Here is a 25,117-nt window from a genome sequence, read left to right as displayed (position 1 = left end):
TGGCTAATTCACTATTTTTAATTTTTTGCTTTTAATTTTTGTTAGGAACAATCCTGTTAAAAATATCGTTAAGGTGCCTACCACAATAATCATATTTTTATGTAGTGGATTTCTAAAAACTTCGTATTCTGGAGGAAGAAGCGAAGAAAATGTCATCCATATAATTACGAAAATTCCAATTACCGTTGCTGTTATGGCTTCGTGATTTTTGGTCTGCCTGCTGATGATACCTAGAAGAAACAAACCCAACATACCTGCTGCAAAAATCCCCGAAAGTTCCCACCACACATCCAAAATACTTTTCACACCAATCATGGCTATTCCGGCAATCATCCCCAATAAACCAAATACGATTGTTGCCATGTGCAACAGCGATAAATTCTGTTTTTCGCTCACCTCTGGCTTAATGTATCTTTTATAAATATCAACAGAGAAAACCGTTGCAGAAGCATTCATTCCAGAACTTATTGTGCTCATTGCAGCTGATAATATGGCCGAAACAATTAAGCCAACCAAACCCATCGGAATTTTTGTTACCATAAAATGTGGCATAATCTTATCGCCATAATCTGCTGGTTGAAGTGTACTTTCCAATTTAAAAACTTCTGTTGTAGAAGCATGAATTGGTAACCTTTCCAATGCCACCTGATGTTTAATCGATTGGACCAAATCTGGATTAACATCATAATAAGCATACAAACAAGATCCTATAATAAAAAACAACAAAGATGCTGGAACATAAAGGTAAACACATAGCCAAATTGATTTTGAAGCCGCCTTACTCGACGATGCCGTATGGTATCGCTGAATGTAGTTTTGATCCATCCCAAAGTTATTCAGGTTGATAAAAAAACCGTACAGCAACACTACCCAAAATGATGAGTTTACAAAATCTAGCTTAAAACTGCCAAGGCTAAATTTGTGTGCCGATTTGCCAATCTCAATAATTTTTGATGCACCTCCAGGCATATTTGTCATAATAAGATACAAGATTAGTAGAGCACCAAAGGTTTTTACTACTGCTTGCACAACTTCTGTCCATATTACCGCTTCAATTCCTCCTAAAACCGTGTAAATAATGATACAGATGCCCATTACAATCATAATGATCTGCATGGAATAACCTGTTAAAGCCTGCAGGCTTAATGCGATTCCAAAAAAGATAGATCCCATTCTAGCCAATTGGGTGAGCAGAAAACAAATTACAGCATATACTCTTGCCCAAGCGCCAAATCGTTTCTCCAAATGTGTATAGGCCGAAATTTCTCCAGTATTTCTATAAAACGGAACAAAATATTTTGAGGCAATCCACGCGGCTAAAGGCATAGAAATACTAAAAACAAATGCATTCCAATTTCCGCCGAAAGCTTTACCGGGAACACCTAGAAATGTGTTGCTGCTTAAAAATGTGGCATAAATAGATAAACCTATTGCCCATCCGGGAATAAGGCCCGAGGCTTTTGTAAATTGCTCGGAGTTTTTATTTTTTCTAGAAAAATAAACCCCAACTAATATCATTCCAACAAGATAAATGAAGATGATCGCAAGATCGAGTATAGGAAGACCTTTCATTATTTGTTGGCTCTTGTATTAATTTGGTTAAAACAAATATGCATGTCTAAGAATGAGTATTAATATAAGATTTTGGCTACATATTATACCATCTTATCTTATTGAACATCTAAAGCATCAATGATAAGTCCTTTAGAATTTTCTGCTATAATTCTTAATTTATAAGTTCCGGCATTAATCATACTTCCTGTATTTGTATTAAGATAATTCCATTTGCCGTCTTTTGTAGGTGCAAATGTTGCCTTTTCTGTTTTCATAACCGTTCCATCAGCCGATAAAAATTCTAATGTAGCGGTTAAATTTTGCTCAAGTGGATTATGGTATTTTAGTGTAAGCGAGTAGGTATCGGCCACGCCTACCGATATCGTAAATTCAAGTACATCTCCAGCTGGTGCCTTAAAAGTAACCCGGGCTTTGCCCATTAAATCTTCCTTAACAATATTTTGACCTTTTAAATTTGCATCTGTAGCCTTATAACTCGTTACGGTTTTCAAATCGTAAGCGGGTTCTAAATTGCTTGGTGGAATAACCGCTACAGTCGAAATATAACTTTCAATAGCTACTTGCTCTCCTTTTTTATATCGTTTGCGGTAAATGGAAAATGTTTTGCCTAAACTATTTGAGATGCTGGTTTTGGTATCTTCGAATTCCTTTAGATTTAAGTCCTGTTTTTGATTGGATGCATCAAGTGCAAATAACACATCTGCATCTTGGTTTACCTTAAAAGAGATCTGATCATGCTTTGAAGCAAACTGAATCCATTCTGCACCATAGAAATTGTTCGGGAGCGAGGTAAATTCTTCACTATTGTTTAGAAACTGCTTATCGCCAATATCCATCCAACTGGAAATTTTATATTCATCGCTTTGTGAAGCATTTATTATGGAATTACTTTGCCCACCAATTTTAATTCTTTTATCTAAAGTGCCAATGGCAATTGCTGATATTACCGCTTGACCTGCTTTTATCTGCGGAAATGAAATTATAAGTTGGCCGGCTTTACTGTAAACTCTTACTGTTTTCTTTAAAACTTTGTTTGGGCCAACTTCCTTCCAGATGTCTAAATCTTTGATAATTGTTTTATTATTTACCGCAACATCAAATAAGCGCATTTTTTCTGCATTTAGACCGCCACCGATGCCTAACCAAGGCTCTATAAAGTACATTTCTACTAAATACTCACCATCTGCAGGAATAGGAAAATTAAAACTCAATTGATCTCTTCCATATCTAAAAGTTTGAAACAATTTCCAGTCTGAAGTTCCATCAATTGGAGAAAAAGTTCTTCTTTGACTTGCAAAAAAAGATGGAACACCTGGGTATGCCGCTGTCCAAGAATTTGAACCGTAATTTTTATTATTTGAATTTAATTGCTGGTCTGCAGACCAAACTTTCCCAAAGCGATCTGTGTATTCTGGTCCGCCACAATTTAATCGATACAAATAATTGTAATTTTTTTGAGGTTCGATAACCTCAGTATCATTCACTAAGCGGTTAAAATTTGGTGCTTTTGGCAAACCATTTAAAACGATAACATCTTTAGCTACTGCCTTTCCATTTACATAACCCACTGCATAAAGTACATTATATTGAATATTTGGTTTATTCCATTGAAAATGGCTCCCTACTCCTTTTCTCGTCTTTTTCCCTAACGATTGACCATCAACATCATTAAAAAGTTCAACCTCATCGCAATTTGAATACACAACAACACTGTCTTTTATTCCGGGAGAAGACCAACGATTTGGCCAGGTATGCGAAACAATGTAAACCATTGGCTCCGTATCTTTAGGTGCATAATTGCCTCTAAACATGTAATAAACATCGGTTGGTTCTTCCCAAGGGGTAAACATGCCTTTGTAATTTACCGGTCCAACTCTGTCTAAATCTCTTAAACCTTCGCCTCCCTGCACCCTTCCAGGATTATCGTGAGAACTATAAAGCCAAAAAAAGTGACCAGCAGTTTCATGCTTTACCGATTCAGCTAAACGAACTTTTGTTTCCATCAAATCCGTCATGCTATTTTCTGTATAACCCTTTTCGGCAAGGCCTAAATTATGAAGATCAAGCGTGCGCCAAGCACCATATTCCCCAACCAAAACCTGCCTTTTTAAATCCTCGCCATAGGTTAAAGGATTACCACCATAAGTTCCGGTCCAGTTTTGTGGCACATCCCAATCGGTACCCTTTCCACCATTACATGTAGTTACTTTTCTTTGTGAAGATGCTGTTGGATCTAACTTACGGATCAACTCGGTACACTCTTTTGCGAAATCTTCTGGCAAGGTACTTTCGTTTTCCAATCCCCATAAAACTACCGCCGGACTATTTCTTCTTTCTTTAACCCAATCTGTTAAAAGTGATTTGAAGTTTTTTCTGAATTCTGGTGTATCGTACCAAATGTGTGCGGCCATTTGTGTCCAACAGAGAATACCAAGCTGGTCCCAATAATCAGAGTACAACAGATTATGCGGTTGGTGGGCATCACGAAAGGCATTAAAGCCTGTCGATTTGATCTGCATCACCCGAGATCGAATTTGTTCTTTGCCAAATGCATGGCTTTGCCCAATCAAATGCTCGTATTCTGCAATGCCATTTATAAAAACTGGCTTTCCGTTTAGTAGAAATACTTTTTGATTTGCTTTGTCGCCAATCGGCCAGCTGATCCAACGGATTCCATAAGGCGTTTTTACTTCATCAACCAACTTTCCTTTTTCAAAAATAGTCGTTTTCAAAGTATACAAATATGGGTTCTCCAACGACCAAAGTTTAGGATTAACAATTTTATCTGTTTGCTGAGAAAAGACAATTTCTTTACCTGAGGATACATTTTCTGTGTGCTTTAGTTCGGAAACCGCTTTTCCATTCTGATCTAAAAGTTGGGTTGAAACAACAATAGATTTGGTTTTAACGCTATAGTTTTTTAGGGTAGTTTCTATGTTTAGTGTGGCAGATTGATTTGAAATTTTATCATCATTCCAAACATGAACCCCAAATGGCTGAACTCTGGTTTCGCTTGTAATAATTAAATGAACAGGCCTAAAGACCCCCATTGGTTGAGAGCCTTCAGAAAAACCTCTTTCGGTAGAACAGCCTCCATCAACCCAGGGTAAATCCTGAATATTTGCTGGATGATCCGCTCTTACGGCCAGAATATTCTGCTGATTGTTTAATTTTATCGCCAAGCTAACATCTAGGGTAAAAGTGGTTCTTCCACCAGCATGATAGCCAACTTTTTTGCCGTTAAGCCAAATGGTAGCATAAGAACCCACACCTTCGAAATAAAGAAAAAAGCGCTTTCCCAATTTGATTTCATTGCTCTTGAAAGTTTTCCGATACCAGGCGTAACCGTGTTTATTACCATGAAGTTTGCGCTGATAGCCCTCATACTGATCCCAATTGTGGGGTACATTTACTTTCTTCCAATTAGATGTATTGTATTTTTCGGCTTGAAAACCATCAAAAGCATGGATGCCTTTTTCGTCAGCTGTGGTTACCCAATCTGCGTTTAAGGAAATGTCTTTTCGTACAGGAGATTGCGCAGAAACATTTTTAAACGTTACAACGAAAAGTAAAATCGAAAAATATTTTAAAAACCTAATCATAATGCTTTCAATTCGCCACTAACCTTATACACTTTACCGGCTTTTGTATCGATACTGATTGCCTGATTTTTGTATCTTATCTTGCAAATACCACCTGATTTAGATTTAACCTCTAGTGCCGTTAACTTTCCTTTATCCCAATTGATATTTAATTCAAAGCCTCCCCTTGCACATAAACCCTTAACTTCTCCAAAAGGCAAATCGCTCGGTAAGGCCGGCAAAAGATCAATATACCCCTGGTGACTTTGAACAATCATTTCGGCAATTCCGGCTAAACCGCCAAAGTTTCCATCAATCTGAAACGGTGGATGTGCATCAAATAAATTAACATAAGATCCAGCACCATTTCCCGCTGGCTTGATTAACATTTTAACCAGTTTCATGGCATGATCACCATCTTTAAACCGTGCCCAAAAATTTATTTTCCAAGCTAAACTCCACCCTGTAGCATCATCTCCACGATAAATTAAAGATTGTTTAGCCGCATTCATCATTTTGGCATCGCCATCCCATGTAATATCATTCCCCGGAAAAACACCCCACAAATGCGATACATGTCTATGTTTATTTGTGGTATCATCTACATCTTGAAGCCACTCTTGCAACTGCCCATATTTTCCAATTTGATTTGGCGCTATCTGCTGTACTTTTGTAAGTAAGTCTTTTCTAAATGCTTCATCTTTTCCTAGCACTTTTGATGCTTCAATACAATTTCTAAACAGGGTTCGAATGATTTGGTGATCCATCGTCGGGCCTGCAACCAAGCCACCATTTTCAGGCGAATTTGATGGCGTACTGATTAACCATCCCGTTTTTGGATCTTTTACCAAGAAATCTTCAAAAAACAGGGCCGATTCTTTCATCAGCGGATAAGCTTCGTTTTCTAAAAACTGCTTATCCCTGGTAAATAAATAATGCTCCCAAAGATGCTCACTTAACCAGCCTGCGCCAGAAACCCAAATACCATGATTGGAAGCATTTATAGGCGCTGTTCCATTCCATAAATCTGTATTGTGATGTAAAACCCAACCTTTTGCATTGTAATATTCTTTGGCTGTTTCTTTGCCCGAAATGGATAAACCTTTTATCTTTTTGAAAAGTGGATCGTTTAATGCAGATAAATTCAACACTTCTGTTGGCCAATAGTTCATTTCCAAATTGATGTTGGTGGTGTACTTGCTTCCCCATGGTGGACTTAATAAATCGTTCCAAATTCCTTGAAGATTAGCAGGCTGAGTTCCCGGACGCGAACTGGAGATGAGCAAGTATCTGCCATATTGCATATACAAACCGGCGAAAGCCGGATCATTTGAAGTTGCAAACTTTTCTAAACGCTCGTCAGTAGGTAGATTTTCATTTTCCGACGAACCAAAGTTTACGCTAAATGTATTGTAGTAAGATTGATATTCCTTAATGTGATCTGCCTTAACTTCTGCATAACTTTTACCTTTTAGCCCATCCAAAGCTTTAATATTTGCAAGCTCAGGATTACCCGAAACATCATTTGCATTTACAAAATTGGTTCCTGCTGTTAAGTAAAGTGTTACTTCATCAGCAAGATTTATACTGATTTTATTGTTAATGATTTTTACAGTTCCTTTCTTAACAATTGCCGTTAATCTGCTTTCGCCTCTTAATGCGCCATCTTTTACCTGAACGGTTAATGCAATGCTATGATCTTTTAATACCCTGATTTCTGATTTTCGATGCACACTGGATAATTCGGCATCAAAACTAATCGAGCCTAATTTACTTGCAGATAAATGGATAACGATTGCCTGATTCGGCTCGCTTGAAAAATATTCCCGCTCGTAAGCAACACCGCCCAAACTGTAGGATGTTTTGGAAATGGCAGTACTCAAATCTAGCGAACGCCTGTAATTGGTAATGGGTAACTTCGTCTGCTTAAAATAAAGATTGAGATCGCCAAAGGGTTGATAACTTGCCTGATACTGGGCCACTTCTGGTGGATCTTCGTTTTGAATTTTATATTTCCATGTTTTTACCAAAGAAATTCCTTGTTCTACATCTAAACCTACAGGATAAATTCCAATCTTCTTTTTGGTGTCTTTATAGCCAGCCAAACCGCCTTTATCATAGTAATTGAGTACCTGAATGGCAATTGTGTTTTTTCCTTTCTTAATCAGCTTTGCTGGAATGGTATATTTTCTAGGCTCATTGCTATCGGTATTGCCAACCAATTGCCCGTTTATGTATGTAAAATCCTGATCTCGGATTCGATTTAAATCTAAAACAAGATCTTTACCTAGCCAGTTTTCCGGAACATCAAAAGTTGTTCTAAACCAAACTGCACCATCCAAATTGGCTAAACCAACCGCTTCCCAACCCTCGTAAGATGGCACCTGAATGGTTTTCCAAAGTTTATCATCATAACTTTCTGAAGCTGGATTACCCTGTATTCCCTTGCCAGATTGCATTTCCTTAACCCATTTGCTTCGATCTCCGGTTTCACTTAAAAGCCCCATAAATTCTTGCTGGGCCAGATCTTCCGCTTCCTTCTGTTTACCTTCAAAAAGCAGTTTTCTAATTTGTGGAAGATAAGCCGAAGCACCTTTTTTATTATAATCTCTCGGTTTTCCGGTCCAAAGGGTTTCCTCGTTAAACTGAATATGATCTACCATTGGACCTGCGAAAATCATAGCGCCCAACCTGCCATTCCCGATTGGGAGTGCATCCGTCCATTTTTCAGCAGGTTTGTTGTACCAAAGCTGATTATTTTGTGCGAAAACGTTAACGCAACCCAAGCTTAAAAGAAATAAAACAGAAAAATACTTCGTGGTTTTGGTTAGCGCTGTAAACATTTAAAATTTTTTAATTATTGGCCCTTATCTCCAGAAATTACGTCGATGTTCTCAAAAACATCTTTCTCCTTGCGGATTCCTAAGCGTGCATTTCTAAAATTATTATTCCCGATGGCGATATTTTTTGTGCCGGCACCGCTCAACCTCATGTAAATTGAGGTTCCAGTTATAGGAATAGCATTATATAAAAATAAATCGCTTACGTTTTTTAAATCTACAATTGGGACATTTGCATGAGGCTTGTAACTTTTAAACCCGTTAATGGTTAAATTATTAACTCTTGTAGCCGTTATAGATGGTCCGGTTTCGGTGTTAACCTGAACATTGTGGAACTCAATTTTATTCGAAAAAGCAATGTTGAACCCCGTTTTGGCTTCCATATTAACATCCGTAAAGGTGATGTTCTCAATCGGCATTTCTTCTAAGCCATTCAGATATCCAGCCTGATTAACCTGCCCTGTAATGTTACTAAAGTGGATATTTCTAAATTTCGGAGTGCGCTCTGAAACCTTTTCTACATTGGTTTTGGCATACTGCATATCCAGAACAATGGCCTGCAAACCAATATTTTTCATAACGATGTTATCCACACGGATTTCTTCTACTACGCCGCCTCTTCCACGAGCGGTTTTAATTCTGATTCCTCGATCCGTACCATCAAAAACGCAATTGGAAATCACAATTTTCCTTACGTCTCCGCTCATTTCACTGCCAATTACTACACCACCATGACCAGAAAGCATGGTACAGTTCGTAATGGTGTAATTTTCTGCCGGTACAGCCATTTTTCTTCCCGGTTCATCCTTGCCAGATTTTATGGTAATGCAATCATCGCCCACGCTAATGTGGCAGTCGGAGATGTGAACATTTTTGCAGGATTCGGGATTAATTCCATCTGTATTTGGAGATGGCGGATTATTTATGGTTACCGCATGAACGGTTACATTTTCGCAAAATTCAGGATTAACCGTCCAAAATGGCGAGTTGCGAATGGTAATCCCCTGGATCAATACATTTTTGCAAAACATCGGCTGAATAAAGGGCGGGCGCAGAAATCCGCGATGCATCTGCTTCGCATCGTCTGGCAAAAGAATATCCTTGTTTTGTTTATCAAAGGTTAATTGCCATTTGCTTCTAGGTTGATCTTCTTTATAGCCCTCAACAAAATTCCACCATTTTTCTCCATGGCCGTCAATAATCCCTCTACCCATGATGGAGATGTTTTCGGCTTTATAGGCATAAAACAGAGGTGAAAAACTCATTACATCAACACCTTCATAACGGCTTTGAACCATTGGCAGATAATCATCAAAATTATCGCTGAAATGAAGCTCTGCCCCGGCATCAATTAAAATGGTAATGTTGCTTTTTAAATGAATTGGACCTGTTAAATATTTGCCAGCTGGAAAATAAATGGTTCCACCACCTTCTTTCACCGCGGCATCAATTGCTTTTTTTATGGCCTGGGTGGCTAACCGGCTACTATCGTTTTTTGCGCCATATTTTACAACATTGAAATAAGACTGTGCACCAACATTCAGATTGAAGAATACAGTTCCACAGAGAATTACTAAAATTTTAATGCTATTTGGCAAATTGGGAGATTTCATTGAAGATTTTAAAAATGGATAATTACTAATTCATGGGAACACGAACAGGCTTAAGTTCTTTCGCTTGATAAATCTGCTTGCCATCAACATAAATTAGGAAACCCTTCCCCTTATTATACTTTTTGCCCGTTTTATCCCAAACCAAAGTTATTGTTTTATCATGATAAGATAAATTATCTAACGCAAACCAATCCCATTTTCCTTTTGGAATTAATGGATAAATTTCTAAAACGTTGTCCACTCTAGGTTTTACGCCAATTAAATCGTTAATAATTAAATCGTTAAAAGTAGAATGGTTATAAAAACTACTTCTCGGATTGTCGCCTTTTAGCCATTCGCCCGTCTTTTCATCCTGATATTCACCAAGATACGGTTTTCCATTCTTAATATGCGATAATGCATATTGATGAAGTTCTTGATAAAAGATTTCTGAGGTCATTTTACCATGATTTTTATAATTAACCAGCAAATTTGATAGTCCTTTTAAAGTTTGGGAACTTGCAAATGGCCATAATGCACCATCCCATTCACAGCTGTGCCCAGTTCCTCTAGTCCTAAAAGTTGGGTTTCTTCTTTCGGCAGTTGTTAAGCCCCAAGGCGCTTTAAAGCCCGCTGTGTCTAACAATTGATCCCAGGCTTTGGCATAATTGGCTCGGTCATCAGGAAGATTAAAATCCCATGGCGTAAAACCAATCGCCTCTCTTACGTTTGCAAAACCACCTTTAGCAAGCTTAGTTTCGAAGAAAGATGAATTTGAATTCCATAAGCTATCCTGTATTAATTTTTTAAGCTGAATGGATTTATTCTGATACTTAATTTTTAGATTTTCATCTTTTAGAAGAGTTGCGATATTGGTTAAAGCTTTTGCATTTCCATACATATAACTGTTGATGGTGGGACGCATATTCTGGTCTTTTCTGGATCCGCTAATCGATTCCTCCATCCCATCCTTAACATCGTTCTGCCAAAAAAGCCCAGTTTTTAATTGTCTCTCGGTTTCCCATTTGGTATAATCTGCATCCAATGCTGGAAGAATATTTTTTAGAAATTCTTGATCGGGTTTTACCAGATAATTCTGATAAACCGCATCATCTACCCAACTGCTAAATTGATGAAACCGTTGCTTGGTTTGTCCAACATCAGCATGATAAAGCCAAAAATTAATATAATCTTTTAAGTAGCTGGTGTTTTTTAGCCACCTACCCTCGTAAATATGATGACCAAGCGCACAGCTGATGGAGTTGTATTTTCCCGCATGCTTTACAGGTTCAATAAATTCGGTGAAAATGAAACCCTCTGGTGTTTTTACCAAATGTTTTCTAAACGACCACCAACGATAATAGTAGTTTTGTTCTAAAACGGAATCCGGACATTCGAAAAGTGGAACATTATCTGATAACCAATTAAATGCTTGTGCGTTTGGCACAAAATTCTTAACGGCTTCCGTATCAATAGAATTGAAGTAGGTTACATACCTGTTTAATTTTTCTGTACCTAAAATCGATTTTTGCTGAGCAAAACCGCTTAATCCCCAAAATAGGAACAAAGCCATTACTGTAAAATTCTTTGTATTTATCATTATTCAAACAACCAATCAATATCTTTCCCATGACCATCTAAACCTGCATTAAAAATCCGCAGTTCCTGCTTATCGTCAATAAAGCCCAACAATAAGCAAGCGCCTTTTCCTAAATTTAAGGTGTGTGTTCCTGCGGGAAAAGAATAAGCATGAACATTTATTGGAGCAAAACCGTTAACCACAATGGCATTGGAAATCTTTATTTCACTTTGACCATAATTATTTGCGCTTGCATCTATTTCTAATTGAGGTGGCAAAAGCGTTTTACCATCTTTCTGATTGAAATAGCCCACCAAAAGCTTCACAGGTATTTTCGTGCTAAATTTAATTTCGGTACCTACTTTAATCTGTTGTTCTTTGGATAACTTGATCCCATTTAGTCCAACCAGCTGTTCGGTAATTTCTTTAATCTGAGCAGATGTATCTGAAAATACCTGAACGTTTTTATCCAATATATAACTTTCAGTACCTGAAGATAAAATCTTTACGTCAGCATTTTTGTATGGAATAATTTTCGCCGTTAAATCGCCCTTTAAATTTTTAAGCGAATCGATGCTATGTTTAAAATGATCCAATTCCTTTGTAAAAACAGGCAACATTTCTTTCCAGTGGATGAATGTTTTATCTACACCCCGCATGGGGATTTTCCGCTGCTTGGTTTGCATGCTATTTGCATACAGATAATCGTTCTCTGTTAGTCTTACCAGCTCCGTATAATACTTCACACTGCTTTCTAAAAAGGGTAAAGCCTTTTCCAAGTCGGCCACATTATTCGAATATTTATACCGCAAAACCCATAAAGCAGCCTTTACCTTTTCGGCATAGAAATTTGCCATTGCATTGTAGCAATACATATCATTTTTAAGTTTTCTAAACTCTGCGGTATCTTTAGTAACAGATGCTCGATTAATAGATTCAACGGCCATTTTTCCGTGCCCGATGACTTCTTTTGCAATCTGAACAGGCGTTTCACCAACATGGCTCTGTTTCTTCCATTCTTTTTCTGCATAATCTATAATCATTTCTCCCTCAGGTGCTTCAGATTCGTACATTAAAGTAAAAACGCCATAGCGATATGGATTGATGAGCTGTGTCATTAACATACCCAGGGTTAGCGTTTGTCTATTTCCGTCGGTAATTCCGTAACGCCTCAAAAGTTTAGGCGAAATCTCACCAGATTCTTCGTAAGCGTTTAAGATTGCCTTGCCACCACTTAAATCTGTTCCGTATTTTTTGGCAAGCTCAGTTCCCCAGTAGTTAATTTCGGCTGATCGATCCCGGTTAGAATTCCAGGCATAGCGAGCCCATTCCTTATACCATATCCAGTCGCGATCTATTTGCAGTTCGCGGGTTTTGGTTTTATCTGCAGTGTATGGCCAATCCCAATAACTGGCCTGTGGATATAAGTGAAGTCCTTTTGCACCATAAATTTTATTCATGGCCTGAACGGATTTTTGAATAAAATCTGCAGAACCATAACGAAAAGGTTCCAAATTCGCTAAAATATGAACGTTTGAAATATTCATCGTTCCAATCGAAGCTAACTTTCGATTTAGTTCTGCCCAGGCACCTCTTGGCGCATAAGTTGTTAAAGCTTCGCCGTTAAATTTATTTTCGGTGTATAGGTTCTTATAAAAAGGTAGAGCAGCTTTCATTACCTCCGGCGCATCGGTATCATGTGCTCTTAAAACAATTGGGGGTTCATTTTTAATTCCGGCCGCCTTTAAACCATCTTTAACCCCCGGAATAATGGTTTTGGTAAACCAATCGATATCGTCCTGCCCAACACCTTCCATAGCTTCTCCTAAGGCAACCATTAAACCTACATTAGGATATTTCTCTACAAATGCAGCGATAGATTTTTTGGTGTAATCGGCAATAACCGGAACAATTGGGCGGTTCCGATCCTGGGTTTTCATTCCAAATTTATCGGCAAAAGGCTTTGGAATTATGATATTATAAAACATCTGAATTACCCAAATCCCTCTTTTATCTGCCTCTGCTGTAAGGAAACGGAATATTTCTTCGTTCTTTTTAAAGGTTGCATCATCTACCTCAACTGCATACGGGTAATCTTTCAATTTTACCAATGATGAAAAAGGATGACCATTCCAAAGATATAGCGAATTATAACGGTTTTCCACCATCATATCTAAATACTTAATCCACAATTGCTTATCGTACAACCAAGGGAAGGTTTCTGGCGTGTATGGATATTCGTAAACATCATGACCGGGCAAGTAATCTGTTTTTTGCAGACCAATACAGGTTCCCCTCATAACCATTTCAGGATGATCTGTTAATTCAATCTGAGTCGGAATTTCGCCCCTGGCCTTAATACGCTCAACCAATTCCAAACAGCCATATAAAGTTCCTGATGGATCGAAACCTATCACATAAAGCAAACCGTTTGGATTGTTGTAAATTGAAAAACCCTCTTTGCCAGCTGTTTGAACTTGCTTTTTAACTGTTAATGGAAGATTTCTAGAAATTAAATCATCATTAAGCTCTCCGATTATAATTGAACCCTTCACCCCTGGAAATGGTAACTTTAAGTTTATGTTTTTTATTAAAGCCTGAAAGCCTACATCTTTAAGTGCATTAGAAACTTTATCTACTCCAAAATCGATCCTAGGGTTATGATCTGGCGAAATTACAATCGTTTTATTTTTTTCAAATCGATCAGTTGATGCTTGTGAAAAGAATGGAAAAAGCAAAAGAAAAAAAATAAATATCAGAAAATTTCTCATTCGATTTGGCTCTGAAATAAACCTTTTTTTAGAAGGTTTAGAATTACATTTGGTTAAAATATTATTTAAATATAAAAATAATATTCAAATATAAGTATTATCGCGACTTGCTTTTGTAAAATTTCTGTAGGTTGCGAAAGAAAATACGGTCAAATTACTTATGACAATATCAGCTAATTTTTAGATAAAAAGTTAAAATTTTTATTCAACAATAACCATTTTATTTGTACTTCATAAATCTAACTAAATATATGAATGAATATTTCGAACTTGTTTCGTTCTATTTCTTTCCATGATTTTATTAAAATATTTCTAATTTAAACCTATATTAAAAAATATGTTTTCACTACAAAATAAACGAGCTGTTGTTACCGGTGGCGGAAGTGGCATTGGAAAAGCCATTGCAACAATATTGGCTAAACAAGGTGCAGAAGTGCATATCATTGAACTTGGAATTGAACAGGCATCAACAGCGCTGGAAGAAATAAAAGCCAATGGAAATGCAGCATTTAGTTACGCTTGCGATGTTTCCAATCATAATGATGTAGTTAAAGTTTTTAACGAAATTGGAAAGATAGATATCTTGGTAAACAATGCCGGAATAGCACACATTGGCAAAGCAGATAATACGGAAGAATCTGATTTTGACCGTGTAATGCGGGTAAATGTTAAAGGCGTTTATAATTGTTTATACGCTGCAATTCCTAAAATCCGCGAATCTGGTGGCGGCGTAATTATCAATATGGCATCAATTGCCGCTTTAATTGGTCTGCCAGATCGATTTGCATACAGCACAGCAAAGGGCGCCGTTAAAGCAATGACGATGAGTGTGGCGAAAGATTACATTAGCGAAAACATTAGGTGCAATTCGATCTCTCCAGCCAGAGTGCATACTCCTTTTGTGGATGGATTTTTGCAAAAAAACTATCCCGATAACATCCCCGAAATGTTCGAGAAACTTTCTAAAACACAACCCATTGGTAGAATGGCACAGCCAGAAGAAATCGGCGCTTTGGCCTTATACCTTTGCAGCGATGAAGCCTCTTTTATAACCGGCTGTGATTACCCGATTGATGGTGGATTTACCACTTTAAATAACTAATAAAGTACTAATTAAGAGAAAAAAACAGATTTAAAATGAAGTTAATACGATTTGGTGAAGCAGGATCTGAAAAACCTGGAGTAATAATCGACGATCAATATTACGATGTATCGTCTTTAGTAAGCGATTACAATGAGGCCTTCTTTGCCGGCGACGCCATTAAAAAACTCTCAGAAGACATTAAAATCACCAATTTACCAAAGGTAGATCAGGGTGTACGTTTAGGTTCTGCCCTAGCCCGTCCATCAAAAATTATCTGTGTTGGATTAAACTATAAGGATCATGCCGCGGAAACCAATGCACCGATCCCGACAGAGCCCATCCTATTTTTTAAAGCAACATCTGCCATTGTTGGACCAAATGACGATTTAATTATCCCTAAAAACAGTAAAAAAACCGATTGGGAAGTTGAATTGGCCATTGTAATCGGTAAGAAAGCCAGTTATGTTAGTGAAGAAAATGCTTTGGAACACATTGCAGGTTACGTTTTGCACAACGATTATAGCGAACGCGAATTTCAGCTGGAAAGAAACGGACAATGGGTAAAGGGCAAAAGTTGCGATACATTTGCCCCTATCGGTCCATTTATTGCCACACCAGATGAAATTAATGATGTGCACAACCTCCGCCTTTGGCTAACCGTTAACGGCAAAACACTTCAAGATGGAAACACTTCAAATTTGATTTTTAACGTGCCGTTTATGGTTTCTTACATCAGTCAGTTTATGACACTTTTACCAGGCGATGTAATTACTACGGGTACACCAGCTGGAGTTGGTTTAGGACAAAAACCTGAGCCTTGGTATTTAAAAAGTGGCGATGTTGTTGAATTGGGAATTGATGGCTTGGGAAGCAGCAAGCAAACCGTTAAGTCATATACCGAAGCCTAATGAAAAGATATTGTCTAACCCTCGATTTGATTAATGATGAAAAACTCATTGAAAGCTATAGGCAATATCATCAAGCCGTTTGGCCAGAAATTAAAGAGAGCATCAAATCTGCCGGAGTGGAAGAACTGGAAATTTACTAGCTTGGTAATCGGCTCTTTATGATTATGGATGTAAATGAAAACTTCTCGTTCGAAAAGAAGGCTGAAGCCGATTTGGCAAATGCAAAGGTTCAGGAGTGGGAAGCTTTAATGTGGAAGTTTCAGCAAGCTCTGCCCAATAGTAAGCCAGGCGAAAAATGGCAGATTATGGATTTAATTTACGAACTCAATACATAAATTATGATCGATACGCACGTACATTTTTGGAATTATGATCCCTTAAGAGATAATTGGATTACAGAAGACATGTATGCCATCAGGAAGGATTTTACGCCAAAAAATTTAATGCGGGTATTTAATGATCTTCAAATTTCAGGCTGTGTTGCTGTACAGGCAAATCAAAGTGAAGAGGAAAATAATTTTCTGTTGTCTTTAGCCGAGCAAAGCGATCTTATAAAGGGCATTGTAGGTTGGATAGATCTACAAAACCCTAATTTGGAGGAACGTTTAAATTATTGGAGTTTCTTTAAGTCAATTAAAGGCTGGCGGCATGTTTTACAGGCTGAAAATGAAGCCTTTATCCTGAATAAAGATTTTATAAACGGAATAAGAAAACTCAAAAGCTACAATTACACTTACGATTTACTGGTTTATCACGATCAGTTGACTCATCTTATAAAATTGGTCGATCAAATTCCCGATCAACCTTTTATTCTGGATCACTGTGGAAAACCGAATATTAAAAGTGGCGAAATTAAAGATTGGACAGCCAACATTAAAATCCTGGCCCAAAACCCGAATGTACATTGCAAGGTGTCTGGTTTGTTAGCCGAAGCCGATTGGAAGAACTGGACTGAAGCTGAATTGTTTAAAATCTTCGATATCATTTTCGAAAACTTCGGAGTTAAGCGTGTGCTCTATGGAAGCGATTGGCCAGTGGTTTTAATCAGCCGGCCGTATTCTGATTGGTTTAATCTAATAAGCAAATACGCCGAAAGATTTACCACAGAAGAAAGAAGCCTTTTATTTGGAGGCAATGCAAAGGCTTTTTATAGTTTATAAATCACACAATCTATTATTTTCTTGAACGGGTTAAAGGTGCAGATAGAACAGGATGGATAACAGAATATAAAACATTAGTTTTCCACTTTTTAACCAGATACCTCAAGAGATACTTAATTAAATATGAGCAAAAAAATAATCTTTCCTTATAATCCTCAATATCCTTCAGTAGCCGATTTAAGACGTAAAGCCAAAAGCAGAATCCCAAAATTCGCGTTTGATTATTTGGAGGGAGGCTGTAATGAAGGTCTTAATTTAGTCCGAAACGAAAACGATTTTGATGATATTTATCTTAAACCGAACTATTTGAGCGTAGGCGGAGATATTGATATGTCGGTTGAATTGTTTGGGCGAAAATACAGTGCACCCTTTGGAATTTCGCCTATTGGTTTGCAAGGTTTGATGTGGCCCAACGCTCCAGAAATTTTGGCAAAAGCTGCAGCCAAACATGATATTCCTTATACATTGAGTACGGTATCAACGAGCAGTATCGAACGGATTGCAGAAGTATCAGACGGGAAAGCATGGTTTCAATTGTATCACCCAACAGAAAACAGGTTAAGAGACGATATTTTAAATCGCTTAAAAGCGGTAGAATGTCCGGTACTGGTAGTTCTGGTAGATGTTCCCTCCTTTGGACTAAGATATAAAGAAATCAAAAGCGGATTATCGATTCCACCAAAAATGTCGATAAAAAATGTGTTGCAGGCAGTGGCTCGTCCTTTATGGGGAATCAAAACCTTACAACATGGCATCCCTTCTTTTGCTACGTTAAAACCTTATATGGACAAAGGTTTGGATATGAGCCAGCTCGGGCAATTTATGAATAGAACTTTTACAGGAAAGGTTGATATAGAGAAAGTTTCGTCCATTAGAGAAATCTGGAAAGGTCCATTGGTTTTAAAGGGAATTACGACAGATGAAGATATGCAGGCCGCCATTCAAATCGGTGTTGATGGTGTAATTGTTTCCAACCATGGAGGAAGACAAATTGATGCCGGAGAATCGTCTATTAAATCATTAATCAAACTGGCGGGAAATCCAGAATATCGTTCCAAATTAAAAATTATGTTAGATGGCGGTATTCGTTCTGGAGTAGATTTAGCAAGAGCCCATGCGGTTGGATCTGAATTTAACTTTATGGGTCGGCCATTTATGTATGGTGTAGGTGCTTTGGGCGATGAAGGCGGCGAACACACCATCAACATGTTTAAAGCACATTTGTATCAAGCGATGCAACAAGTTACGATAGAAAAACCTGCCCAGTTTGCAGAAAGGCTGTTGAACCCCTAAATCCCCTAAAGGGGACTTTGAAAGCAGGGTGCAGAAAAACTTAGGCAATTAACATTTCCTCAGAAATACGTCATTGCGAGGCCTAGGCATGAGCGAGCCGTGGCAATCTATTAAATCAAAACTGTTCAAAATATGGAAAGCTTGCTTCTTTTGAAAAGACCAAAAGAAGCAAAGCAATAAAAAGAACTATTTCACAAACTTATAAGTCGTACTCGTTTTATAGGTTTCCCCAGGCTTTAAAACCGTTGATGCAAAATTTGGATGATTCGGCGCATCAGGAAAATGTTGTGTTTCCAAACAAAAAGCTGAGCGATGAGGATAAGATTTTCCGCCCTTCCCATCTTTATCAGCGCCGGTCAAGAAGTTTCCGCTGTAAAATTGAAGTCCAGGTTCTGTCGTGTATACTTCTAAAATAATTCCTGTAATCGGGCTTTTAACCGTAGCTACAGGAGTTTTTCCGTCATGATGCGTTAGCACGAAATTATGATCGTATCCTTTGCCAAATTTTAACTGTTCGTCTTTTTCCTCAATTGATTTACCAATGGTTTTCGCTTTATTAAAATCGAATGCAGAACCCGCTACAGATTGAAGTTTTCCTGTAGGAATCAATGTCGAATCTACTGGAGTATAAAAATTTGCATCAATCATAAGTTCATGATCTAATATGGTTTCATGCCCTTCGCCACTTAGATTAAAATAAGCATGATTGGTTAAATTCACAACCGTTGCTTTGTCTGTTGTAGCTGTATAATCAATTTGTAGAGCGTTGTCATCTGTCAAGCTGTATATTACTTTTACATCAAGTTTACCAGGATAACCTGCTTCACCATCTACAGATACATAATTCAGCTCCAATTTCTGTCCATCAACCTGTTTGGCATCCCAAACCTTGCCAAAGAAACCGTCGGTACCACCATGCAGCGTGTTTACACCATCATTAAGCTGTAAAATATAGGTTTTACCATCTAAAGTAAATTTTCCTTTTCCAATTCTATTGCCATAACGACCGATTAAAGCGCCGAAAAAAGGTTCACCTTTTTTACGATAGGCACCAATACTATCGTAACCCAAAACCACATCTGTTAACTTATTATCCTTATCAGGCACGAGAAATGAAACAATCCGCCCTCCGTAGTTGCTGATGGAAACAGAACTCCCCTGTTTATTTTTTAAGGTATAGAGCTTTACATTTTTGCCATCAACAGTTGTATCATATTGGGTGGAATCACTTTTTTCTGCCGTTTGCTTTTTTGTAGAAGTATTGGAATTGCAAGAAGAGAAAGCGAGAGCCAAGCAAAGGCTCGTTATAGGCAATGCTTGTAGAAACATTTTTTTCATAAAGATTTATTTTTGGTTAACGCTAAAGTAATAAAAATAAATTAACGTCATTGTAACGATTATAAGCATAATTGTTCAGATCCAAGTTCAGATTATTCAAGATCAAAAAAATCATCTAATTTAGAGGCTCCGTATGCAACAATTAACCTTTAAGCCAAAGGCTTTTCTTTTCGATTTAAATGGCACCATGATCAATGACATGGAATACCACACTATGGCTTGGCATTCCATCATGAATGATGATCTGGGAGCCGATTTATCCTACGATTCCGTTAAGAAGGAAATGTATGGCAAAAACCACGAGGTTTTAGAACGTGTTTTCGGGAAAGATAAGTTTAGCGCCGAAGAAATCGAACGATTATCAATTGATAAGGAAAAGCGGTATCAGGCAGGATACTTCCCTCATTTAGCTTTAATTGATGGTTTGGATCATTTTCTTGAACGTGCAAAACAGGCTAATATCTTAATGGCTATTGGCTCTGCCGCCATCCCATTTAATATCGATTTTGTAGTGGATGGATTAAACATCAGACATTACCTTGATGCCATTGTAAGCGCAGATGATGTTAAGATTAGCAAGCCCGATGCGGAAACCTTCATCAAGGCATCCCAACTTTTAAACATTAATCCGAAAGATTGTGTTGTTTTTGAAGATGCGCCGAAAGGGGTAGAATCTGCAGGCCATGCAGGAATGAAATGTATAGTGCTTACAACCACCCATACAATCGAAGAATTTGATGATTATCCTAATGTTTTAGATTTTATTACCGATTACAACGCTCCTATTTTAAACACTCTATTTTAATCCATGGCAAAATATATAAATCAAAATCCGGTTTTAGTTGCAGTAGATTGCATTATTTTTGGTTACGATGGCGATCAATTAAAGCTTTTAGTAATTAAGAGAGCCATAGAGCCCGTTAAAGACAAATGGAGTTTAATGGGCGGTTTTATAGGTGCTAACGAGGATCTGGATGGTGCAGCGCAAAGGATTCTCCTAGAACTGACAGGTTTGCACGATGTTTACCTGGAACAGCTTCACGCCTATGGAAGTCCAGATCGTGATCCAATCGAACGTACCGTTTCTGTTGTTTACTTTGCTTTGATTGACATTAATAAATACAGCAAGCAGATCAACGATCAATATCATGCCGAGTGGTTTAAGTTAAAGGATGTGCCTCAACTTATATTCGACCACGATGCAATGGTTAAAGCCGCGATGGATAAAATCCGTTATCAGGCGGCCCTACATCCCATTTTATTTGAACTGCTTCCTAAAAAATTTACCATACCACAACTTCAGGCCTTGTACGAGCAGGTTTATGATGCTCCGATTGATAACCGGAACTTTATCCGTAAAATAACAGCCAGCGGTTTATTAATTAAACAAACAGAGAAAGATAAATCGAGTTCTAGACGGGGTGCCTTTTACTTTAAATTAGATAAAAACAAGCATAAAGCTCAGTTTCAGTCTTTCTTAAACTTCATTCCGAAGGCAAAATAATCGGTTAAAAAACTTTTTTGATTAATTTTTTCAAATTAGTTCGTGTAAAAACCATTATCCTTAGGATGTACAAATTTTAAAATCAAGCACTTACAATAGCCCATATTTGCCTAAACAAAAAACATTAAAAACATTTAGAAAAAAATGTTGGCACGAATGATTTTAATTTCTATATTTGCACCTCCTTAAACAAAAGGAAATGATTCCGTAGCTCAGCTGGTAGAGCATTACACTTTTAATGTAGTGGTCCTGGGTTCGAATCCCAGCGGGATCACACCAAAGACTATCAAAACGTATAAAACCCTGCAATCGCACGATTAGCAGGGTTTTTGCTTTTAGGGAACTGCCAAAAATCGCATGAATTCACAAAACTTTGGTGAGTGATTCGGTGAGTAAGGCAAAACGGTTAAAATTGACTCACCGAATGGTACATAATCATCTATTGAACAGGTTGTTATAAACTGAACATCTTGTGTAGATTTAGTTGCAAAGCTATCTTTGTTTCACCTTTAATCGTTAGATTATGAAGACCAATTTTAGTCTGCTTTTCTATCTGAAAAAGCAAAAGAACTATGTAAGTGGAAATGTGCCGATCTATATGAGGATTACTGTAGAAGGAAACCGTGCAGAGATGGCCACCAATCGTGATTGCGATCCCAAACGATGGAATGCAAAAGGCGGCCGAGCCATCGGCTCAAAAGAAGAGATCAAGGTATTGAACACCCATCTTGACCAGTTGCAGAATGCAATTTATTATGCCCATCAATGTGTTTTCGATATGGGCTTGCCGATTACTGCCGACGCCATCAAATCAAGTTATTTGGGTACGCTCACCAATTCCCATACCTTATTGGAAGCTGTTGCAGACCATAACCTAAAAATGGAACAGCTAGTGGGTAAAGATTATGTCCGTGGCACATTGAACCGTTACAGGGTTCTGGAAACGCACCTGAAGGTTTTTATCCCTTTGAAATATGGTACAGCCGATATGGACATTAGAACTATCGACCAGGCATTTCTCAACGGATTTGACCATTATCTAAGGTCTGACAAGAACTGCGCGAATAACTATGTGGTCAAAAACATCAAAAACCTCGGAAAAATCCTTCGCATCTGTATGGAGAATGAATGGATAGACAAATCGCCGTTTACCGCTTATAAAGGCAAGACGAAGAATGTCGACCGCTTTTATCTGAACAAAGAGGAATTGGCCCATATCGCGGGCAAAGAGTTTTTATCGGAGAGATTGAAGCAGGTAAGAGATGTTTTTATATTCTGTTGTTTTACTGGTCTTGCCTATGTAGATGTCTTTAAACTGAAACAGGAGAATATCAGAAAGGGAATTGATGGCGACCGATGGATCTTTACCAATAGGCAGAAAACCAAAACAAGGTCATCGGTTCCGCTATTGCCTACGGCAGTCAATATCATCGACAGGTATGCCACCAACAAGGTTTGCCTTAATAAAGGCTTGCTTCTTCCAGTTCCCAGTAACCAAAAGATGAACGAATACCTTAAAGAAATTGCCGACCTCTGCGGAATTGAGAAAAAACTCACCTCGCATATTGCCCGCCATACCTTTGCCACTACCGTTACGCTATTGAATGGTGTACCGATAGAAAGCGTTTCCAAGATGCTTGGACATACGAACATCAGGACTACCCAGCACTATGCGAAGATTTTGGACATGAAGGTAAGCGAAGACATGATGATGTTGAAAAAGAAATTAGCAATTATTTAATATTGGACATAAATTTAAGCCAGTCATCCACAAGAATATTGAGCTTAATATTTACAAAAACATCAAAGCATATGAGTGGAGAAACTAATGGGTTGTTAGTGCCTGACGAGATAGTAATGAATAAAATCTATCATATCAGGGGGATGAAAGTGATGGTCGACAAAGATCTTGCTGAACTATATGAGGTGCAAACCCGCAACCTTAATAAAGCGGTCGGCAGAAATCTAAAGCGCTTTCCAGATGAAGATTTCATGTTTCAATTAACCGATGACGAATTTAAAAACTTGATGTTCCAAAATGGAACATCAAGTTGGGGCGGAACAAGAAAAGCCCCTTATGTATTTACCGAACAGGGTGTCGCTATGCTTTCTGGCATACTTAATAGTGACAGGGCGATAGCGGTGAATATCCAGATTATGCGCATATTTACCCGTATGCGTCAGATGTTTGTGGATAACACAGAGATACGTTTGGAGATTGAAAAAATAAAGAACAAGTTGGATAATCAGGATAAGAATATGGAAATCGTATTTCGTTATCTGGATGAACTTTTAGAAAAGCAAGAACGGCCTAATCCCCCAAGGAAAAGGATTGGTTTTAAGGCTGATGATTTTTAGAGGGTCAAGCATTCTATATGCACTCGCTAGGGTCTATTTAATATTTTCACTTTTTGATATCAGAAATGCTTTTCCTTGTTCCGTTACACTAACCCATGGCCATGTATCATTATAAAAATCGCCTATAGTCAAAATACGTTTAACAATTAAATCCCATAGCACTTGACGGACAATACATTCATCCTCTCTTTGTAAGGGATAGTAAATAGCTTGATGGCCAATTGGATTAGGATTTTTAACAAGACCATCTCTGACCGCGTTAGCGCCTACATTGTTGCAAAAATTCCTAAATTCAAACGACTGACCATGTTGCTTTATAGAATTTATTACTAATTCGGTAAATTCCTAATAGCAAAGCGGAAGTGATGGTATTGGGTTCATAATATGTATCTTACCTTATTAACTTATCACATCTTCATATGATAATTGAATCGAAAATTAGTTATAAATTGCAATATGACCAAAAGTAGAAAAGTAAGATCTGATATTCAGGTCGGTAATTTGGAGAAAAAACTGGGGCTTGAACCAGGCGCGATTAGAAATCCTGATGGTTCCGATGCCCGAAGTAACAAGAAGCTTGCCACTTTGCGAAAAGAATATAGTCAAGCTAAAAGTGCGAAGATTAAAACAAATCCTTCCATATCTTCGAAATCCATTGCCAAAGCATCGAAGGCCGTCAGTGCACTTTCTAATATAAGTGGTAAAATTCTTAAAAAGACCTCGCCCACTAAAATAAAAGCTTCTACGGCATCTACAATCAAAACACCGAGAATTTCAACTAAGCCCGATACTAAGAAAGCTACTGTTGTGAAGAAATCAACAGTGAAAAAGAGTCAAGGAAAGGCAAACATTAAAAGGGCTACTTCTAAGAAATAATGAAGACAAAAGATTACGACCGTAACGTTTTTATTAATTGTGCATTTGACGGAACATTTCTAAATATTTTTAGAGCAATTGTTTATACTATCCATGATTGCGGTTTTATTGCTAGATGTGCCTTGGAAACTGGAAACGGTGAGGGAGTGAGAATTGACAAAATTGTTAAAATAATTCAGGATTGTCGTTATGGAATTCATGATTTATCTTGCATAGAAATCACTGATGACAGCCCATTACCAAGGTATAATATGCCTTATGAGTTAGGTATATTTATGGGATGCAAGTATTATGGTGAATCATATCACAAGAAAAAAAACTTCTTGGTATTAGATAGCGAGCCACATCGTTATAAAAGAATGATTTCCGATTTAGCAGGATATGACTTCCCCGCGCACAAGAATGATGTATTAATTACTGTAGGCTTAATACGTGACTGGTTATCAGAAGCAGCATCAAAAAAACTTCCTGGCTCAATTTATTATAAAGATCGATACCAAAGATTTATGGAGGTTCTTCCTATACTATGTCAGAGTATGAAGGCAGATGTAAATACACTAGGTTTTAAAGATTACTACGCTCTAGTGTCGGTCTGGATACAAAACGAGAATGCAAAAATACTAGATGAAGATTGATTCGTACTAACACATTGCTCCTT

17 protein-coding genes, 1 tRNA gene and 1 pseudogene are annotated in these 25,117 nt (G+C 37.7%); 12 read left to right on the top strand and 7 right to left on the bottom strand.

Features of this window, described 5'->3' with window-relative positions:
• Positions 1–3: 3 nt before the first annotated feature.
• From DF947_RS00990 to DF947_RS00965, 6 genes are all read right to left on the bottom strand, one after another.
• Complete coding sequence (locus DF947_RS00990; RefSeq protein WP_109927826.1) at positions 4–1,572, bottom strand: sodium:solute symporter; 1,569 nt, start codon at positions 1,570–1,572, stop codon at positions 4–6.
• 98 nt (positions 1,573–1,670) lie between these two features.
• Positions 1,671–5,177 (bottom strand): malectin domain-containing carbohydrate-binding protein, encoded by a 3,507-nt coding sequence (locus DF947_RS00985; RefSeq protein WP_109927825.1) that lies wholly within the window; start codon positions 5,175–5,177, stop codon positions 1,671–1,673.
• Positions 5,174–7,999, bottom strand: a complete 2,826-nt coding sequence (locus DF947_RS00980) for a glycoside hydrolase family 95 protein (RefSeq protein ID WP_109927824.1) — start codon at positions 7,997–7,999, stop codon at positions 5,174–5,176. Before DF947_RS00980 ends, DF947_RS00985 begins: the two co-directional genes overlap by 4 nt.
• Before the next feature lie 14 nt (positions 8,000–8,013).
• Positions 8,014–9,609: a glycoside hydrolase family 28 protein gene (locus tag DF947_RS00975; protein ID WP_109927823.1), complete on the bottom strand. Its 1,596-nt coding sequence runs from the start codon at positions 9,607–9,609 to the stop codon at positions 8,014–8,016.
• Between the two features lie 25 nt (positions 9,610–9,634).
• Positions 9,635–11,188: an MGH1-like glycoside hydrolase domain-containing protein gene (locus DF947_RS00970; RefSeq protein ID WP_109927822.1), complete on the bottom strand. Its 1,554-nt coding sequence runs from the start codon at positions 11,186–11,188 to the stop codon at positions 9,635–9,637.
• Positions 11,188–13,938, bottom strand: coding sequence for an alpha-d-galacturonidase (locus DF947_RS00965; RefSeq protein WP_109927821.1), 2,751 nt, complete (start codon positions 13,936–13,938; stop codon positions 11,188–11,190). The genes DF947_RS00970 and DF947_RS00965 overlap by 1 nt, the downstream gene beginning before the upstream one ends.
• A 337-nt stretch (positions 13,939–14,275) precedes the next feature.
• Here DF947_RS00965 and DF947_RS00960 point away from each other — a divergent pair, with 337 nt between their 5' ends.
• The 5 genes and pseudogenes from DF947_RS00960 to DF947_RS00940 all read left to right on the top strand — a co-directional run bounded on the left by DF947_RS00960 (position 14,276) and on the right by DF947_RS00940 (position 18,383).
• Positions 14,276–15,040 (top strand): SDR family NAD(P)-dependent oxidoreductase, encoded by a 765-nt coding sequence (locus DF947_RS00960; RefSeq protein ID WP_109927820.1) that lies wholly within the window; start codon positions 14,276–14,278, stop codon positions 15,038–15,040.
• A 35-nt stretch (positions 15,041–15,075) separates the two neighbouring features.
• Positions 15,076–15,930, top strand: coding sequence for a fumarylacetoacetate hydrolase family protein (locus DF947_RS00955; RefSeq protein ID WP_109927819.1), 855 nt, complete (start codon positions 15,076–15,078; stop codon positions 15,928–15,930).
• Positions 15,930–16,265: pseudogene (locus DF947_RS00950) on the top strand (L-rhamnose mutarotase). Before DF947_RS00955 ends, DF947_RS00950 begins: the two are co-directional and overlap by 1 nt.
• A 3-nt stretch (positions 16,266–16,268) precedes the next feature.
• Positions 16,269–17,090: an amidohydrolase family protein gene (locus tag DF947_RS00945; RefSeq protein WP_109927818.1), complete on the top strand. Its 822-nt coding sequence runs from the start codon at positions 16,269–16,271 to the stop codon at positions 17,088–17,090.
• 123 nt (positions 17,091–17,213) lie between these two features.
• Complete coding sequence (locus tag DF947_RS00940; RefSeq protein WP_109927817.1) at positions 17,214–18,383, top strand: alpha-hydroxy acid oxidase; 1,170 nt, start codon at positions 17,214–17,216, stop codon at positions 18,381–18,383.
• Between the two features lie 186 nt (positions 18,384–18,569).
• Here the strand turns inward: DF947_RS00940 and DF947_RS00935 are convergent, their stop codons facing one another.
• Positions 18,570–19,721, bottom strand: coding sequence for an aldose epimerase family protein (locus DF947_RS00935; protein WP_109927816.1), 1,152 nt, complete (start codon positions 19,719–19,721; stop codon positions 18,570–18,572).
• A gap of 133 nt (positions 19,722–19,854) precedes the next feature.
• Between DF947_RS00935 and DF947_RS00930 the strand changes: the two genes are divergently transcribed.
• The 7 genes from DF947_RS00930 (at position 19,855) to DF947_RS00900 (ending at position 25,094) form a co-directional block, all read left to right on the top strand.
• Complete coding sequence (locus tag DF947_RS00930; RefSeq protein WP_109927815.1) at positions 19,855–20,526, top strand: HAD family hydrolase; 672 nt, start codon at positions 19,855–19,857, stop codon at positions 20,524–20,526.
• Between the two features lie 3 nt (positions 20,527–20,529).
• Positions 20,530–21,225 carry an NUDIX hydrolase gene (locus DF947_RS00925; RefSeq protein ID WP_109927814.1) on the top strand — a complete coding sequence of 232 codons (696 nt, stop codon included), beginning with the start codon at positions 20,530–20,532 and terminating at the stop codon, positions 21,223–21,225.
• Between the two features lie 201 nt (positions 21,226–21,426).
• A tRNA-Lys gene (locus DF947_RS00920) sits at positions 21,427–21,499 on the top strand.
• 249 nt (positions 21,500–21,748) lie between these two features.
• The gene (locus tag DF947_RS00915) at positions 21,749–22,966 is read left to right on the top strand and encodes a site-specific integrase (protein WP_109927813.1); all 1,218 of its coding nucleotides are present in this window, start codon (positions 21,749–21,751) and stop codon (positions 22,964–22,966) included.
• A gap of 71 nt (positions 22,967–23,037) precedes the next feature.
• On the top strand, positions 23,038–23,583 hold the full coding sequence (locus DF947_RS00910; RefSeq protein ID WP_240615291.1) for an ORF6N domain-containing protein: 546 nt from the start codon (positions 23,038–23,040) through the stop codon (positions 23,581–23,583).
• A 456-nt stretch (positions 23,584–24,039) separates the two neighbouring features.
• Positions 24,040–24,459 (top strand): hypothetical protein, encoded by a 420-nt coding sequence (locus DF947_RS00905; protein WP_109927812.1) that lies wholly within the window; start codon positions 24,040–24,042, stop codon positions 24,457–24,459.
• Positions 24,459–25,094 carry a hypothetical protein gene (locus DF947_RS00900; RefSeq protein ID WP_109927811.1) on the top strand — a complete coding sequence of 212 codons (636 nt, stop codon included), beginning with the start codon at positions 24,459–24,461 and terminating at the stop codon, positions 25,092–25,094. Before DF947_RS00905 ends, DF947_RS00900 begins: the two co-directional genes overlap by 1 nt.
• Positions 25,095–25,117: the final 23 nt, after the last annotated feature.

Origin of the sequence: Pedobacter paludis (assembly GCF_003173575.1) — a bacterium.
GTDB lineage: Bacteria > Bacteroidota > Bacteroidia > Sphingobacteriales > Sphingobacteriaceae > Pedobacter > Pedobacter paludis.
Note: the sequence above shows the minus strand (reverse complement) of the source record. Positions and strands in the feature narration are given on the sequence as shown.